Origin of the sequence: Streptomyces sp. NPDC023838 (assembly GCF_040639555.1) — a bacterium.
In the GTDB taxonomy this organism is placed as follows: domain Bacteria; phylum Actinomycetota; class Actinomycetes; order Streptomycetales; family Streptomycetaceae; genus Streptomyces.
This window is the reverse complement of the sequence record NZ_JBFAAD010000005.1, coordinates 209,559-224,901: the sequence shown is the minus strand read 5'-3', so window position 1 is coordinate 224,901 and position 15,343 is coordinate 209,559. Positions and strand designations below refer to the sequence as shown.

Below are 15,343 nucleotides of genomic sequence, written 5' to 3'. Positions count from 1 at the left end.
CCCAAGGCCCGCAGGGTCCATGCCCCCGGGCGTCGCCCACAGGCCTGCAGGGTCCATGTCCCCGGGCGCCGCGCCCAGGCCCGCAGGGTCCATACGTCCTGGAAACGGGCCCCGGCCCGCAGAGCCGCCGCCCCCGAAGCCCGCAGGGTCCATGTCACCGGGAGCCGCCCCGAAACCGCCAGAGCCCCGGCTTCCGGGCACCGCCCCGAAGCCCGCAGGGCCCCCAGGCGCCGCACCCGCACCCGCACCCGCACCCCCGCCCGTCCCCTCCCCCAAGTTCTCCAGCGTCACATATGGCCTGATCCGGAGTGGGTCGAATTCGGTCGATGCGGCTGTCTCGGCCTCGCGGGCCTCGCGGAGCGCGTGGTCCGCGCGGAGCGCGCAGGTGTGGGCCCGGATGCCGGTGGGCTCGTGTTCCGTGCCGCATTCAGGACATACGTGTCCCGTCATCGTGGGTCCCCTCCCCTTGAACTGCCTGCGATTATGCAGGGCCCCACGGCGGCCGACCGAGGGGCCCGGGCGGGCCCGGCAGGCCATATCCGGACATTGCTATCAGGATGGAGAGAGGCGGGGCGCAGACGGAGGGGGAGGCAGAAGAGAGAGGGGTGTCCATGGCTCAGGAAACGGCCCCCGCCGCGCTCTCCCCCGCGGCCGGGCCCGGCGCGGGGCAGGAGCGGCGGACCGTACTCGTCGCCATCGGCGCGCTGCTGCTCGGCATGCTGCTGGCCGCGCTCGACCAGACCATCGTCTCCACCGCGCTGCCGACCATCGTCAGCGAGCTCGGCGGGATGGAGCACCTGTCGTGGGTCGTCACCGCGTACATGCTCGCCTCCACCGCCGCGACCCCGCTCTGGGGCAAACTCGGCGACCAGTACGGCAGGAAGAAGCTGTTCCAGGCCGCCATCGTCATCTTCCTCGTCGGTTCGGCGCTGTGCGGGATCGCGCAGGACATGGGGCAGTTGATCGCCTTCCGGGCGGTGCAGGGCCTGGGCGGTGGTGGCCTCATGGTGCTGTCCATGGCCATCGTGGGCGACCTCGTCTCCCCGCGCGAACGCGGCAGGTACCAGGGCCTGTTCGGCGCCGTCTTCGGCGCGACCAGCGTGCTCGGTCCGTTGCTCGGCGGCCTCTTCACCGAACACCTCAGCTGGCGCTGGGTGTTCTACATCAACCTGCCGATCGGCATCGTCGCCCTGCTGGTGATCGCCGCGGTGCTGCACATCCCCGCGCACGGCACCCGCCACACCATCGACTACCTCGGCACCTTCCTGATCGCCTCCGTCGCCACCTCTCTGGTCCTGGTCGCCTCGCTCGGCGGGACCACCTGGGCCTGGGGCTCGGCGCAGATCATCGGGCTCGCGGTGCTGGGCGCCGTGCTGCTCGGCGCGTTCGTCGTGGTCGAGCGGAAGGCGGCGGAACCCGTCCTTCCGCTGAAGCTGTTCCGTATCCGCACCTTCTCGCTCGTCGCCGTCATCAGCTTCGTCGTCGGCTTCGCGATGTTCGGGGCGATGACGTACCTGCCGACGTTCTTGCAGGTCGTCCAGGGGGTCACACCGACCATGTCCGGCGTGCACATGCTGCCGATGGTGCTCGGGCTGCTGGTGACGTCGACCGCGTCCGGCCAGATCGTGTCGCGTACGGGGCGCTGGAAGGTCTTCCCGATCGCGGGCACGGCCGTCGTCACCTTCGGGCTGCTCCTGCTGCACCGGCTCACGGAGACGAGCTCCACCTGGGAGATGAGTCTGTACTTCTTCGTCTTCGGCGCGGGCCTCGGCCTGGTGATGCAGGTGCTCGTCCTGGTCGTCCAGAACGCGGTGGCGTACGCGGACCTGGGCGTCGCCACGTCCGGGGCCACCTTCTTCCGCTCGATCGGCGCGTCCTTCGGTGTGGCGATCTTCGGCACGATCTTCACCAACCGGCTGAACGGCAAACTCGCCGACGCGCTGGCGGGCCGTACGCTCCCGGCGGGCACCGGCCCCTCCCAACTGGCCGCGGATCCCCGCACGATCGCCGAACTGCCGCCGCTGCTGCGGCCCCCGGTGCTGCACGCGTACGCGCAGTCGATCACCGATGTCTTCCTCTACGCGGTGCCGGTGACCCTGCTCGCCTTCGCGATCGCCTGGTTCCTGCGCGAGGACAAGCTGCGCGGCGCCGTGACCGCGCCCGACGCCAGCCAGACCGTGGCCTCCAACCCGGTCGAGCGTTCGTCGTACGACGAGTGCGCGCGGGCCCTTTCGGTGCTCGGCACGCGGGAGGGCCGCCGCGAGATCTACGAGACGATCACCGCCAGGGCCGGGCTCGACCTGCTGCCCGCCGCGAGCTGGCTCCTGCTGCGGATCCACCATTACGGCTCCGCGGAACCCGCCTTCCTGGCCGAGCGCGTGCCCGTACCCCTGGCAGTGATCACCGAGGGCGCCCGCCAGTTGGAGGTGCGCGGCCTGGCCCGCCGCGACGGGATGGCGCTGGTCGCCACGGAGGAGGGCAGCGCGACGGCCCTGCGGCTCGCCCATGCCCGCGAGGAGTCCCTGGCGGACCTGCTCGGCGACTGGTGGGGCCCCGACCGGCCGACCGACCTGGTCAAGCTGGTGGAGGAGCTGACGGCGCAGTTGTCGGGCTCGGACGGGGAACTGCCGCGCGGGCCGGAACCGCGGCGGGACCACGCGAGGTGACGGCGGTGTGCGGCGGCCGAGTGCGCCGCCCCGGCCGCCCTGACAACCGCCCCCGCCGCCCTGACAACTCCCGCGCGACTCCCGCGCGGCCCCCTCACAGCTCCTTCGCGAACCACCGTTCCGCGTACGGGCGTTGGTCGTACGGCTCGACCTCGCGGTAGCCGTTGCGCGCGTACAGCGCACGCGCCTCGACCAGGTCGTGGCGGGTGTCCAGGGCGACGCGGCGGGCGCCGAGGCGGCGGGCGGCCGTCTCCAGGGCGGTGAGAAGGGCGGCGCCGCCGCCGGTGCCGCGCAGCTCGGGGCGTACATAGATGCGGGTCAGCTCGGCGGTGGCCGGGGCGGTGCCGTCGATGACCGGGGCGGTCTCGCAGAGCAGGATGCCGCCACAGGCGCCGGCGGCCCCGTCGCGGCGGCCGACCACGAAGTCGCCCAGGGGAGGGCGCAGGCGGTCGGCGCCGTCGTCCGTCAGCCCCTGCTCGATCTCCTCGTCCGTGGCCGGGCGGCCGTACCAGCGGCTCGCCACCTCGTCGTAGTACGCGCGGCGGAGCAGGGCCGCGTTGGGGGAGTCGTAGGGCTCGCGGTTCATGATCCAACTCATGGGCGTCTGCCTACCCGACGCAGGCACCGTTTGGCCACCGAATTCCTGGCAACCCGGCGGACACGGACCAACTCACCGGGAAGGCAGACATGTCCACGATCGTGATTGTCGTCCTGATCGCCGTGCTCGCCCTCGCCGCCCTCGCCGTCGCCGTCCGGTTCGCCCTGCGCGGCTCGGCGACCGGCGGGCGCGGACTGCGGCGGCGCTTCGGCCCCGAGTACGAACGGGCGGTCGTCCTGCACGACGGGGACCGCCGGGCCGCCGAGCGGGAGCTCACCCAGCGGCTGAAGCAGCACGGCGCGCTCACCGAGCGCCCGTTGCCCCCCGAGGCCCGCGAGCACTACCTCGTGCGCTGGGCGGGCATCCAGGAGCAGTTCGTCGACTCGCCGCGGCGGGCGGCCGAGGCGGCCGACAAGCTGGTGGCCCGGCTGGCCGAGGAGCGGGGCTTCCCGGCGGCGAAGGCGTACGAGGACCAGATCGCGGCGCTGTCCGTGCACCACGCCGGGCAGCTCGACGGCTACCGCCGGGTGCACCGCGCGGCGCGGGGCGAGGGCGACACCGAGGAGATGCGGGGCGCGGTCATCGAGGCCCGCTCCCTGTTCGAGGAACTCCTCACGGCGGGCCCCCGCCACGCCCAGCCCACCCGCCGCCCGGCCCTGCCGCGGCGCCATGCGAAGGGGGCGGTGTGATGCGGCATCACGACGACGAGCCGGCGGGCACCGCGGCGGCGGTCCCAAGGCCCGGGCCGGGCCCTGGCACTACCCCGGGCACGACCCCGGCCGCGCCACCGGTGGCTCCGGCGGTACGGGCTTCCGACCCGGGGCTGAGCGCCCCGGAGCCGGGCATGGGCCCCTCGGCCCCGGTGAGCGGCGACCAGCCCGCCCCGCCCCCGCCCGCCGAGCTCGCGCCCGCCCCGCTCCTGCCCACCGAGGAGCGCGACAAGTGGGCGCTGCGGATGCACCGGGCGGTGACCGGGTTCATCGACGAGCCCCGCAAGTCCGTCGAGGAGGCCGACGCCGTGCTGGGCGAGACGGCAGCGCGGGTCGCGGAACTCGTCAAGGAGCGGCGGCGGGACGTCTCCGCCAAGGGCGACACCGAGGAGCTCCGCCTCGCGCTGCGCGACTGCCGCGAGCTCACCGAGCGCATGCTGGAGCTCTAGCCGGAGCCCCGGAGCCCCGTACCGTACGACCCGTACGCACGCCTCAAGCCGTACGGGTCGTACGCGCGCGGCGCCCCGCCCCAACACCCCCAGCCCAACACGCCTGCCCCAACAGCCCCTCACCCCAACGGCGGCGGCACCACCACCGGTGCCGGTGGCACCACCACGCGGCGGCGGCGCAGGCCCCGGCGTACGAGCAGCAGGGCCGTCGTCGCCATGGCGGCCAGGCCCGTGCCCACCGTCAGGAGCCAGGCCGGGATGCCGCCCACGCGCATCAAGTGGTCCGTGTAGATCACGCGTTGGAACGGGGCGTCGTCCGCCGTACGGGTCAGTTCGTGGTCGCCGGTGATGGCCGAGGGCTGCCAGAAGGACTGGCTCACGGCCGTGAGGTACGGGGTGCCGCCCTTGGGGGCGTCGGTCGACGTGCCCGCGAACCTGGCCAGTTCGCCCCACTCCGCCGGCACCCGCCCCGCGTACAGCACCTCCGGCGGCGCGCCCCCAATGGCCGACTCCGGTTCCATCCGGTGGGCCGAGACCACGTACAGCTTCAGGGACTGGGCCGTCTTCGCCAGGCGGGACAGGCGCATCGGATAGACCGGGCGCTCGCTCGGGAACGTCAGCTTCAAGGGGTCCAGCGTGCCCGTCAAGGGGCCGTCGCCCGACGCGGGGGCCAGCCGGATCGCCACGTACTCCCACTTCTGGTCGACGTAGGGGCGCAGTTCGGTGGAGAGGGCGGGCGGGAGCTGGAAGCCGTTCGCCGCGAGCCAGTCCCGCAGGGCGTCCGGGTCCGTGGCCGTGAGGCGGGCCACGTCGAAGGGGCCCAGGCGCTCGCGGCCGACCACGCCGACCGACGGGGCGGCCGCGCCCGGGGCGGGCGCGGCGTCGCCCACCGAGTGGTGGTCGCGGGTGAAGGGCCAGTCGCCGTCCCTCGGCCAGAAGTAGTCGCGGTCCTTGTGGACCGGCGCCGTGGCCTTCTCCAGTTCGGAGAAGAGCGCGCGGTCGCCGAGCGTGACCGTCGCCCGGTGCGGCACCGGCATGATCCACGCCGCCTTCGGGGCGTTCCCGTCGACCGTGAGGCTCATCACGATCTGCTCGCTTCGGCCGTCCCAGCGCACCGCCGACGTCTCCTGCCGCACCGCGAGCCGCGTGCCCGGGCCGTGGACCATCGCGCCGCAGCCGCACGCGTACGCGGGGGAGACGAGCGAGCCGAGCTGGAGCGCCAGCAACGCCCCCGTGACCAGCCCGATTCGTGCCCTGACACCGCTGGTCCGCATTCCCCCGCGCATTCCCCCGCCTTCCGTGAAACTCCGTACGCCGACGGGATCTTACGACGGTGTTCCGATGGCTCCGGTTCCGGTACGGCGCGCGTCCGGGCAAGGCGGTTCCGGTCAAAACCCCGGTGACAGTCAGGCGAAGTGGGGGTTGTCTGAGTCTTCTCGAAGGGGCGGTGCAAGGCTCTGAGCAGTCGCCCCGCACTCGGGGGCCGGTACGACGGGCGAACAGCGGGCTTACGGAGAACGGTGGGAGGTTCGGCGGGGCGTGGCGAACGCGGAGCACGGCGGACACGGCAGCACGGTGGACTCGGGGCCGACGGACACCCGGATGAGCATGGCCCGTGTGGTGCTGTGGCTCGTCGCCGCCGTCCTCGCCCTACGGCAGATGGCTCATGTGCTGCGCCTCCCGCCGAACGAACGGCTGACCGACCTGGAGACCTGGACCGGCGCCAACAGCACCGACGGCGGCGTGAGCGGAGTGCTGCACGTCAAAGGGTCCCTGTACGACCAGGACCACTTCACCGGCACCCCCTTCGCCGGGTTCGTCCTCAAGCCGCTGACCCACTCCGCCGAGCAGGCGCTCGGCGTGGCCTGGACGTTCTCCACCCTGCTGTTCGTCGCGGTGCTCGGCGTCGTGGCCGCCCGCGCGCTGCCGGGTCCCCTCTCGCGCCGCAGCTCGCTGCTGGCCGCGCCCGTCGCCATCAGCCTCCTGATGGTCTCGCTGCCGGTCCGCAACGCCCTCACCACCGGCCAGACCAGCATCATCCCGGTCCTGCTCGTCCTGCTCGGCTGCTTCGCCGTACGGGGCGAGCGCGTCTGCGGCCTGCTCATCGGGATCGGCGCGGCCCTCCAGCCCACCGTGCTGCTCTTCGTGCCGCTGCTCTGGCTGACCGGACGCAGACGCGCGGCCGTCTCCACCACCGCCACCTTCGCCGCCGCGACCGCCCTGACCTGGGCGGTCATGCCGCACGACTCCTGGACGTACTGGGTGCACCACGTGGCGGGCGCCGGGCTCGGCGCGCGCCCCGACGGACTCGCCAACCAGTCCCTGCACGGCGCCCTGCTCCGCCTCGGCCTCGAAGGGCCGCTGGAGATCGCGCTGTTCCTGGTGCTCGCCGCCGCCGTGATCGTCCTCGGGCTGCACCGCGCCGTCCGCCTCGCGCGCGACGGCCAGTTGCTGCTCGCCGTCGCCCTCACCGGTTGTGTCGCGGTCGCCGTCTCGCCGACGGCCTGGCAGCACCAGCTGCTGTGGGTGCTGCTGGCGATGGCCGGCCGGGCCGGGACCAGGGCCCGCGACCGTCTGGTGTGGCCCGCCGTCGTGATCCTGGTGATGACGCTCCCGGGCGCGGTGCTGCTGCCCAACGTGGCGGTGCTGTACCCGATACGCGAGAACGTCCCCCTCCTCACGGCGCTCATGGCGGCCTGTCTGGTGCCGTTCCTGCCGCGCGCCTCCGAGCACTTCCGGGCGCCGATTCCCACCACGTACGCGCAGCCCGCCCCGGCCCGCTGGGCGCGCGTTCCGCTGCTGCCGTTATGGCGCAGGGTGCTCAGCCGCCCCAACCTGCTCCTGGAACTGCTGCTCATCCGCGTCGGCTACTCCGCGTACTCGCACATCCGCGCCGCCGCCGACGCCGGGCGCGGGACGGCCGAGGCGCACGGCCGGACGATCGTGTCGATCGAGCGCGCGCTCCACATCGACATCGAGCGCTGGGCGAACCACTCGATCCAGCACGTCAAGTGGCTAGAATCGTTCCTCGACTTCTACTACGAGTCATTCCACTTCGTGGTGCCGCTGACGGTCCTGGCCGTGCTGTACGTCCGCCGCCCGGTGGACTACCGCTGGGCGCGCGCCGCCCTGGGCTTCGCCACGCTCCTCGGCCTGCTCGGCTTCTGGTTCTTCCCGCTCGCCCCGCCGCGCCTGATGCCGGGCATGGACTTCGTCGACACGGTCCACGGCCCGCAGGACCTGGCCAACCCGGACTACGGGGCGATGACGCAGGTCACCAACCAGTACGCGGCGATGCCGAGCCTGCACTTCGGCTGGTCGCTGTGGTGCGGCATCGTGATCGCGGTGGTGGCGCCCAAGCTGTGGATGAAGGCGCTCGGCCTGCTCCACCCGCTCTTCACCGTCTGCGCGATCATCGCCACCGCCAACCACTGGGTGCTCGACGCGGTGGGCGGCGCGACGGTCGTCGGCGCGGGCTTCGCCCTGGTGTACGTACTGGCGGGCCCGCGCGGCGTTCAGCTTCCGGGACCGCCCGCGCCCAGAGCGGCCACATGGGGCGGCACGGCGATGCCGACGGGCAGAACGGGGTCGGGCACCGGCGTGTCGAAGTAGCTCCGCAGCGGCACCACCCCGGCCCACAGCCCGAGTTCACCGTCCGGCCCGTCCCCGTCCTGGGGCGGGCCGGACGCGGTCTTCACGGACGCCTCGTCGAGCGGCAGCGCGAGCAGCGCGGTGGCGGCGAGCTCCTTACGGCTGGGCCGGCGCGCGTACTCCCACTGCCCCGGCGCGCACTGCTCGGTCACCACCCGCAGCCCGTGCAGCAGCTCGTCCCCCTCGCTCACGGCCCGGGGCACGCCGTAGATCATCGCGCTGCGGTAGTTCACCCCGTGCTCGAAGACGGACCGGGCGAGGACGAGCCCGTCGATGTGCGTCACGGTGACGCACACGGTCTGCTCGGGGGCACGGAGGAGGCTGCGGCTGGCGACGGATCCGTGGACGTAGAGCGTACGGACGTCGAAGTCCACGCCGTAGACGGTCGGCACGACCATCGGCGCGCCGTCGACGACGACCCCGAGATGGCACACGAACCCGCCCCCAAGGATCGCGTCGAGGTCGGCGACCTCGGTGCTGCCTTGCTCCCGCAGCCGCCGGTGCCGGGTCCGCTCGGTGACGTCCAGCTGCCCCGGATGCTGCTGATTCTGTTCCTTGGTGCTCATTCCCCCACCGATCCGGTTGATATCACCTGCAATATCAACTGTTTCAGTTGTGGTGCGGGCAATCAAGAGGTGAGGCTCTACCCTGCCTCGTCGGCGCGGTGCGCCCGGCATCGGAGGCGGCCCCTGGGGAGGGGCGGCCAGGGGAGGGGAAAGAGAACCGTGGAGACCGCGAGACCGCAGGCGAAGCTCTGCCCGGACTGCGGCCGGGACGTACCGGTCGACCCGAGGTTCGTGACGTGGTGCGCCGCGTGTGGCTGGAACGTCGATCCGGGCGCGCCGCAGGCCCCCGAGGGGCGGCTGGAGGCGCTGCGGCGGCAGCTGGCACGACGTCACGGCGAGCAGCTGTACGCCGAAGGGGTCGACGGCCGCCCCCTCAAGGACGCGTCGAGCGTCCTCGCCCGAGCGCTGGCGCTCCTCGTGCACGCCGTCACCCTCGGCCTCGCCGTCGCGGGGGTGGTGATCCTGGTCGGCGGCATCGGCACGTTCAGCGGCTGGGCTCTCGGCGCCGTGCTCCTGGGCATCGCGTTCGTCCTCCGGCCCCGGCTCGGCTCACTGCCCGACTCCGGGGAGGAGCCGGTGCTGTATCGGGCCGACGCGCCCAGCCTCTTCGGCCTGATCGACGAGGTCGCGGCCGTCGTCGGCACGCGCGGCGTGGATGCGGTCGTGGTCGGGGCCGAGGCCAACGCCGCGGTCAGTACGTACGGGATACGTCGGCGCCGGGTGCTCTGGCTGGGCCTCGGTCTCTGGACGGTGCTGACACCCCGTCAGCGCGTCGCCCTCCTCGGCCACGAGCTGGGTCACTACGCCAACGGCGACACCCGGCACGGCACGATCGTCCACAACGCCCTGCGCTCGCTCTCCCTGTGGGTCTACTTCCTCTCGCCCGAGCCGCACCCGACCATGGCCGAGCGGCTCGCCAACTACCTGATGGCCGTGCCCAGATGGGCCGTGTACGGCGTGCTCGTCCTGCTCGACCAGCTCACCCTGCGCGCGACCCAGCGCGCCGAGTACCTCGCGGACGAGGCCGCCGCCCGGGCCGGTTCGACCGAGGCGGCCGTCGAGCTGATGGACCGCATCCTGCTCACGGACTCGGTCGCGCTCGAACTGCGCCGCGAGTCCGTCGCAGCGCAGACCAAGGGCCGTGCGAGCGCGTCGCGCGACGAGGCGGAGCGGGGCCTGTGGGACCGGCTCGCCGAACGTATCGGAGCCATACCGGAGCGGGAGTACGAGCGCCTGCGCCGGGCCGCCGCGCTGCGCGGCCACGCCGTCGACTCCACCCATCCGCCCACCCACCTGCGCCGCGGGCGCCTCGCCGAGGCGGCCGCGCCGCACCCGGCCGCCGTCCGCCCCACCGAGGACAGCACAGCCGCCATCGAGGCGGAACTCGCGGGCGCCCGCTCACGCGTGGCGCGGCGGGTCATCCGGGACTACGCGGGCTGAGACGTTGGACGTGGTGCACTCGAACCACACCGTCTTCCCGCTCCTCGCCGGCCCCGGCGAGACGCCCCACTTGTCGACCACCGCGTCCAGGAGGAAGAGCCCGCGCCCGGACTCGTCCTCCTCCGACGCGGTGAGGGGGAGGGGAAGCTGCGGGAATCTGTCCGACACTTCGATGCGTACGCCGTGCGGCCGACGGCGGATGCTCAACTCGCAGTAACGGTCGGGCACATGCCGCACCACATTGGCGAGCAGCTCTGTCACGGCGAGTTCGGCCACGTCCGTGAGGTCGGACATGGCCCAGAAGTCGAGGTGCGTACGGACGATCCTGCGGACGTGGCGGGCAGAGTGCGCGCCGACCGTGAAGCGCATGCCGTACTGGGAATTGTCGTTCACGGTACGAGCGTGGCGCGCGATGGCTACTCTCGGCTACGGCACGAATACAACCCGCTGAGAAGTAAGCGGAGTTGAGCACGAGGGGGTACCCGCCGTGGTCCACATCAACGTCCTCGACCCGAGCGCCTCGCCGCTCGACTATTACGGCTACGAGCTGCGCCGCTACCGAGAGGCGAGCGGGCTCACGCAGAAACAACTGGGCGCGATCATCTCGTACACGGGCTCGCTGATCGGTCAGATCGAGACGGCCCGCAAGCTACCGACGGCCGACTTCAGCGAACGCGCGGACATCGCGCTCGGCACGGGCGGGTTGCTGTCCCGGCTGCTGCCGCTCGTTCTGCGAAGTCAACTTCCGGCTTGGTTTCAGCAAGTTGCTGAGCTGGAGGCGCGGGCGATTGAGATTTATACCTTCCAGACGCACATGGTGCACGGCCTGCTCCAGACGAGCGGGTACGCCAAGGCGGTGCTGGGGGCCGTGGACACCGCCAATCTGGAGGACCGTGCGGCGGTGCGGCTCGCTCGGCAGCGGATTCTGGAGAAGGACGGGGCTCCGGTTCTTTGGGCGATCCTGAGCGAGGCGGCCCTGAGCCAGGAAATCGGCGGCCCGAAGGTCATGCGCGAGCAACTTGCGCATCTGTTGAGCTACGAGGACAACCCGAAGGTCAACATTCAGGTGCTGCCGTACGACGTCGGGTCGCACGCCGGGCTGCAAGGCTCATTCAACCTCTACCGGTTCTCCAGCGACCCCGCGATCATCTACACCGAGGGCTACGGAATGGGGCATCCCACGGCCAATCCAGAGACTGTCAAGGACTGCTCGCTCCGATACGATCATCTGCAGGCAGCCGCCCTGTCCCTCCGGGACTCGGCAGAGCTGATCCGGCGGGTGATGGAGGAGCGCTATGGGGAGCAACAACTCTGAGCTGTCCCAGGCCGAGTGGCGTAAGTCGAGTTACAGCAGCGACCAGGGCGGCGAATGCGTCGAGTGTGCAGCCCTCGACGGGGCCGAGTGGCGCAAGTCCGCGCACAGTGGCGACCAGGGCGGTGACTGCGTAGAGATCGCCGCCCTGCCCCACACCGTCGCGATCCGCGACTCCAAGAACCCCCAAGGCCCCGCCCTCCGCTTCGACGTCACCGCTTTCAGCGACTTCGTACGGCACCTGTAGAGCTCACGGAGCTCACGGGGCTCATGGGCTCACCTGCAACTCCTTGATCCCGTTCAGCCATGCCGAGCGCAGGCGGCGTGGGTCGCCCGCGAGCGTCAGGTTGGGCAGGGCGTCGGCGATCGCGTTGAAGATCAGGTTGATTTCGAGGACCGCCAGCGACTTGCCGAGGCAGAAGTGCGGGCCTCCGCCGCCGAAGCCGAGGTGCGGGTTCGGGTCGCGGAGAATGTCGAACCGCTCGGGCTCGTCGAAGAGTTCGGGGTCGTTGTTGGCCGAGGAGTAGAAGAGGCCGACGCGGTCGCCCGCCTTGATCTTCTGGCCGCCCAGCTCGGTGTCCTGTGTCGCCGTACGCTGGAAGGACACCACCGGCGTGGCCCAGCGTACGATCTCCTCCGCCGTCGTCTCGGGGCGCTCGCGCTTGTAGAGCTCCCACTGGTCGGGGTGGGTGAGGAACGCGTGCATGCCGTGGCTGATCGCGTTGCGGGTCGTCTCGTTGCCCGCCACCGCGAGCAGGATGACGAAGAAGCCGAACTCGTCGGCCAGCAGGTTGCCTTCGCCCTCGGCCGCGACCAGCGTCGACACGATGTCCTTGGCCGGGCACTCCTTGCGCGCCGCCGCGAGGTTCATGGCGTAACTGACGATCTCCATGGCCGCCTCGGCGCCGATCTCCTCGGTGATGGCGTACTCGGGATCGTCGTACGCCGCCATCTTGTTGGACCAGTCGAAGATCTTCGCGCGGTCCTCCTGCGGTACGCCGATGAGCTCCGCGATCGCCTGGAGCGGCAGCTCGACCGCGATGTTGGTGACGAAGTCGAAGGAGTCGTGGCCCTCGGAGGCCGCGAGGGCCGTGTCGACGATCCGGCGGGCGCGGTCGCGCAGGGCGTCTTCGAGCGAGCGGACCGCGCGCGGGGTGAAGCCGCGCTGGACGATCTGGCGGACCCGGGTGTGCTCGGGCGGGTCCATGTTCAGCATGATCAGCCGCTGGACCTCGATCTGTTCACGGGTGATGTTCTCGTTGAAGCGGATGACGGCCGTGTTGGTGGTGGAGGAGAACAGCTCCGGGTGCGTGGAGACGTACTTGACGTCGGCGTGCCGGGTCACCACCCAGTAGCCGTCGTCGCCGAAGCCGGCGATGCCGTGCGGCTGCGGGCACCAGGAGACCGGGGCGGTCTGCCGCGCGCGGGCGAACTCCGGGTAGGGGACGCGGTCCTGGAGCAGGTCGGGGTCGGTGAAGTCGAACCCCTCGGGAAGGTGGGGGCAGCGCATCGGCAACTCCATCGGGAACTCCATCCGGACGGCACGTGTCTGAACTTGTCTGACGACCCATCAGAATTTGACTGAAAGGTAGTAACGGGTTCTACAAGTCGCAAGGGTGCGGGAGGTGTTCGTTCCCGCGCGGGAGTGCGCTGGAGCGCGCGCGATGCGTGCACAACCCTTGCGTACCGGGGGTAAGTCTCACCAGACTGCATACGGAACTAGAACGCGTACTAGTTCGGTCGCGGCGGCTCCGGGAGGCCCCGGCGACTGTGCGAGGGAGAGGACGAGCTCATGGCCGCGGAACCCGTCATCGTCGAAGCCGTACGCACACCGATCGGCAAGCGCGGAGGTGCGCTCGCCAATCTCCACCCCGCCTATCTGCTCGGCGAGACCTACCGTGAACTGCTGGGGCGGACCGGGATCCACGCGGACTGCGTGGAGCAGATCGTCGGCGGCACGGTCACGCACGCCGGCGAGCAGTCGATGAACCCGGCGCGCACCGCGTGGCTGGCGATGGGGCTGCCGTACGAGACGGCGGCGACCACCGTGGACTGCCAGTGCGGCTCGTCCCAGCAGGCCAGTCACATGGTCGCGAACATGATCGCGGCGGGGGTCGTGGACGTCGGCATCAGCTGCGGCGTGGAGGCGATGTCGCGGGTGCCGCTGGGATCGGGGTCCAAGCACGGGCCGGGCAAGCCGTTCCCGGACGAGTGGAACGTGGACCTGCCCAACCAGTTCGAGGCGGCGGAGCGGATCGCGCGCCACCGGGGGCTGACGCGGGAGCGGGTCGACTCGCTCGGGCTGCTCTCGCAGGAGCGGGCGGGAGCGGCGTGGGCGGAGGAGCGGTTCAAGCGGGAGACGTTCGCGGTGCAGGTGCCGACGACCGAGGAGGAGCAGACGGCCGGGCAGGGCATGTGGCGGCTCGTCGACCGGGACGAGGGGCTGCGGGACACGTCGATGGAGGCGCTGGCCGGGCTGAAGCCGGTCATGCCGACCGCCGTGCACACGGCCGGGAACTCCTCCCAGATCTCCGACGGCGCGGCCGCGATCATGTGGGCGTCCAAGCGGATGGCCCGGGCGCTGAAGCTGCGGCCCCGGGCACGGATCGTGGCGCAGGCGCTGGTGGGGGCCGACCCGCACTTCCATCTGGACGGGCCGATCGACGCGACGCGGGCGGTGCTGGGAAAGGCGGGGATGTCGCTGCGGGACATCGACCTCGTCGAGATCAACGAGGCCTTCGCGTCGGTCGTGCTCAGCTGGGCCCAGGTCTTCGACCAGGACCTGGACAAGGTGAACGTCAACGGCGGCGCGATAGCCCTCGGCCACCCGGTCGGCGCGACGGGGGCCCGTCTTATTACGACGGCTCTGCACGAGCTGGAACGGCGCGATCGGGAGTTCGCGCTGGTGACGATGTGTGCGGGGGGTGCGGTGGCTACGGGGACGATCATTCAGCGGCTGTAGGGGCTGCCGCCGGGGTGGAGCGGTTAGCTGTCAGCCGTTAGCCGTCAGCCGTTAGCCGTCAGCCGTTAGCTGTCAGCCGTTAGCTGTCAGCCGTTAGCTGTTAGCTGTTAGCTGTTAGCTGTTAGCTGTTAGCTGTCAGTGGTCAGTGGTCAGCGGTCAGCGGTCAGCGGTTATACGGGAGAAGCTCCCTCGGCAGGCGTTCCTACCGGGGAGCTTCGCGTTGCTTGTGCTCAGCTGGTGGGTTCAGCTGGTGGGTTCAGCTGGTGCGCTCAGCTGGGGTGCTCAGCCGCTCGGCTCAGTACCAGCTGTTCTGCTGCCAGAAGTTCCAGGCGCCGCACGGGCTGCCGTAGCGCGAGTTCATGTAGTCCAGGCCCCACGCGATCTGGGTGGCGGGGTTGGTCTGCCAGTCGGAGCCCTTGGCGGCCATCTTGGAGCCGGGCAGCGCCTGGACCAGGCCGTACGCACCGCTGGAGGGGTTGGAGGCGTGCACGTTCCAGCCGGACTCGTGGTTCACGATGTTGCTGAAGCACTGGAACTGGGCGGCGCTCGGGATCATCTTCTTCGCCACGTCCTGGGCGCCCATGGGGGCGGCCTGGGCGGGAACGGCGGCCATCGCGATACCGGCGGCGGCGAGCAGCGTGGCGCCACCGGCGGCGATCGACTTCTTGCGGGCGGCGAGACGGGCGGCGAACGACACAGAGAGACCTAACGTCGGGGGCATGGGGCGTCACGGAGCAGGCGGCAGCTCCGGAGAGCCACATGAGCTCCCGGGAGGAGCGAGGGTTTCGTCCTGCGTGGGCTTCCGCGGCCCGGGTGACGGGCCAGGCGGTGCCCGGCGACTGGATCAGTTTTAGCGACCCCGAGAGGCCGCCGCAACGACCCCTCTTACTAGTGGTCCTCGCATCCGGGGTGTTGCGGCCCCGGTGGGGCGTGGAGGAGAAACGGCTGGTCGGAGACGGGATTTTTGCCTCTATATAGGCCGTATAAAT

General features: G+C 71.3%; 14 protein-coding genes. 8 read left to right on the top strand and 6 right to left on the bottom strand.

What is annotated here, in order from left to right; genetic code table 11:
* Positions 1-611 precede the first annotated feature (611 nt).
* Complete coding sequence (locus AB0G17_RS08840) at positions 612-2,666, top strand: MDR family MFS transporter (RefSeq protein WP_361377742.1); 2,055 nt, start codon at positions 612-614, stop codon at positions 2,664-2,666.
* A 94-nt stretch (positions 2,667-2,760) separates the two neighbouring features.
* Here AB0G17_RS08840 and AB0G17_RS08835 read toward each other — a convergent pair whose 3' ends face one another.
* Positions 2,761-3,264: a GNAT family N-acetyltransferase gene (locus AB0G17_RS08835; RefSeq protein WP_361377739.1), complete on the bottom strand. Its 504-nt coding sequence runs from the start codon at positions 3,262-3,264 to the stop codon at positions 2,761-2,763.
* An 89-nt stretch (positions 3,265-3,353) separates the two neighbouring features.
* On the opposite strand from AB0G17_RS08835, the gene AB0G17_RS08830 reads away from it, so the two are divergent.
* Together AB0G17_RS08830 and AB0G17_RS08825 are read left to right on the top strand one after the other, a co-directional pair.
* A complete protein-coding gene (locus tag AB0G17_RS08830) occupies positions 3,354-3,953 on the top strand; it encodes a hypothetical protein (RefSeq protein WP_361377736.1) in 600 nt (199 codons plus the stop codon).
* Positions 3,953-4,423 carry a hypothetical protein gene (locus AB0G17_RS08825; RefSeq protein WP_361377733.1) on the top strand — a complete coding sequence of 157 codons (471 nt, stop codon included), beginning with the start codon at positions 3,953-3,955 and terminating at the stop codon, positions 4,421-4,423. Before AB0G17_RS08830 ends, AB0G17_RS08825 begins: the two co-directional genes overlap by 1 nt.
* 119 nt (positions 4,424-4,542) lie before the next feature.
* On the opposite strand, the gene AB0G17_RS08820 is transcribed toward AB0G17_RS08825, so the two are convergent.
* Positions 4,543-5,697 (bottom strand): DUF2330 domain-containing protein, encoded by a 1,155-nt coding sequence (locus AB0G17_RS08820; RefSeq protein WP_361377730.1) that lies wholly within the window; start codon positions 5,695-5,697, stop codon positions 4,543-4,545.
* A 334-nt stretch (positions 5,698-6,031) separates the two neighbouring features.
* Here AB0G17_RS08820 and AB0G17_RS08815 point away from each other — a divergent pair, with 334 nt between their 5' ends.
* Positions 6,032-8,035 carry a bifunctional glycosyltransferase 87/phosphatase PAP2 family protein gene (locus tag AB0G17_RS08815; RefSeq protein WP_361378076.1) on the top strand — a complete coding sequence of 668 codons (2,004 nt, stop codon included), beginning with the start codon at positions 6,032-6,034 and terminating at the stop codon, positions 8,033-8,035.
* Here the strand turns inward: AB0G17_RS08815 and AB0G17_RS08810 are convergent.
* Positions 7,939-8,640, bottom strand: coding sequence for a pyridoxamine 5'-phosphate oxidase family protein (locus AB0G17_RS08810; protein WP_361377727.1), 702 nt, complete (start codon positions 8,638-8,640; stop codon positions 7,939-7,941). The two genes, AB0G17_RS08815 and AB0G17_RS08810, sit on opposite strands and share 97 nt — an antisense overlap.
* A 159-nt stretch (positions 8,641-8,799) precedes the next feature.
* Between AB0G17_RS08810 and AB0G17_RS08805 the strand changes: the two genes are divergently transcribed.
* Complete coding sequence (locus AB0G17_RS08805; RefSeq protein WP_361377724.1) at positions 8,800-10,080, top strand: M48 family metalloprotease; 1,281 nt, start codon at positions 8,800-8,802, stop codon at positions 10,078-10,080.
* Here the strand turns inward: AB0G17_RS08805 and AB0G17_RS08800 are convergent.
* On the bottom strand, positions 10,039-10,473 hold the full coding sequence (locus AB0G17_RS08800; RefSeq protein WP_361377721.1) for an ATP-binding protein: 435 nt from the start codon (positions 10,471-10,473) through the stop codon (positions 10,039-10,041). The two genes, AB0G17_RS08805 and AB0G17_RS08800, sit on opposite strands and share 42 nt — an antisense overlap.
* Before the next feature lie 94 nt (positions 10,474-10,567).
* Here AB0G17_RS08800 and AB0G17_RS08795 point away from each other — a divergent pair, with 94 nt between their 5' ends.
* Entirely contained in the window at positions 10,568-11,395 is an 828-nt protein-coding gene (locus AB0G17_RS08795) for a helix-turn-helix transcriptional regulator (RefSeq protein ID WP_361377718.1), read from the top strand.
* Positions 11,376-11,639, top strand: a complete 264-nt coding sequence (locus tag AB0G17_RS08790; RefSeq protein ID WP_361377715.1) for a DUF397 domain-containing protein — start codon at positions 11,376-11,378, stop codon at positions 11,637-11,639. The genes AB0G17_RS08795 and AB0G17_RS08790 overlap by 20 nt, the downstream gene beginning before the upstream one ends.
* A 21-nt stretch (positions 11,640-11,660) precedes the next feature.
* On the opposite strand, the gene AB0G17_RS08785 is transcribed toward AB0G17_RS08790, so the two are convergent.
* Positions 11,661-12,902, bottom strand: coding sequence for a cytochrome P450 (locus tag AB0G17_RS08785; RefSeq protein ID WP_361378073.1), 1,242 nt, complete (start codon positions 12,900-12,902; stop codon positions 11,661-11,663).
* A gap of 282 nt (positions 12,903-13,184) precedes the next feature.
* Between AB0G17_RS08785 and AB0G17_RS08780 the strand changes: the two genes are divergently transcribed.
* Positions 13,185-14,354: a steroid 3-ketoacyl-CoA thiolase gene (locus AB0G17_RS08780; RefSeq protein ID WP_361377712.1), complete on the top strand. Its 1,170-nt coding sequence runs from the start codon at positions 13,185-13,187 to the stop codon at positions 14,352-14,354.
* 295 nt (positions 14,355-14,649) lie between these two features.
* On the opposite strand, the gene AB0G17_RS08775 is transcribed toward AB0G17_RS08780, so the two are convergent.
* Positions 14,650-15,075, bottom strand: coding sequence for a transglycosylase SLT domain-containing protein (locus AB0G17_RS08775; protein ID WP_361377709.1), 426 nt, complete (start codon positions 15,073-15,075; stop codon positions 14,650-14,652).
* Between the last annotated feature and the right edge of the window lie 268 nt (positions 15,076-15,343).

Coding starts and splice junctions, on each gene's coding strand:
- AB0G17_RS08775 (WP_361377709.1), bottom strand. CDS start 15,075: ATGCCCCCGACGTTAGGTCTCTCTGTGTCGTTCGCCGCCCGTCTCGCC.
- AB0G17_RS08780 (WP_361377712.1), top strand. CDS start 13,185: ATGGCCGCGGAACCCGTCATCGTCGAAGCCGTACGCACACCGATCGGC.
- AB0G17_RS08810 (WP_361377727.1), bottom strand. CDS start 8,640: ATGAGCACCAAGGAACAGAATCAGCAGCATCCGGGGCAGCTGGACGTC.
- AB0G17_RS08785 (WP_361378073.1), bottom strand. CDS start 12,902: ATGCGCTGCCCCCACCTTCCCGAGGGGTTCGACTTCACCGACCCCGAC.
- AB0G17_RS08825 (WP_361377733.1), top strand. CDS start 3,953: ATGCGGCATCACGACGACGAGCCGGCGGGCACCGCGGCGGCGGTCCCA.
- AB0G17_RS08840 (WP_361377742.1), top strand. CDS start 612: ATGGCTCAGGAAACGGCCCCCGCCGCGCTCTCCCCCGCGGCCGGGCCC.
- AB0G17_RS08820 (WP_361377730.1), bottom strand. CDS start 5,697: ATGCGGACCAGCGGTGTCAGGGCACGAATCGGGCTGGTCACGGGGGCG.
- AB0G17_RS08830 (WP_361377736.1), top strand. CDS start 3,354: ATGTCCACGATCGTGATTGTCGTCCTGATCGCCGTGCTCGCCCTCGCC.
- AB0G17_RS08835 (WP_361377739.1), bottom strand. CDS start 3,264: ATGAGTTGGATCATGAACCGCGAGCCCTACGACTCCCCCAACGCGGCC.
- AB0G17_RS08790 (WP_361377715.1), top strand. CDS start 11,376: ATGGGGAGCAACAACTCTGAGCTGTCCCAGGCCGAGTGGCGTAAGTCG.
- AB0G17_RS08815 (WP_361378076.1), top strand. CDS start 6,032: ATGGCCCGTGTGGTGCTGTGGCTCGTCGCCGCCGTCCTCGCCCTACGG.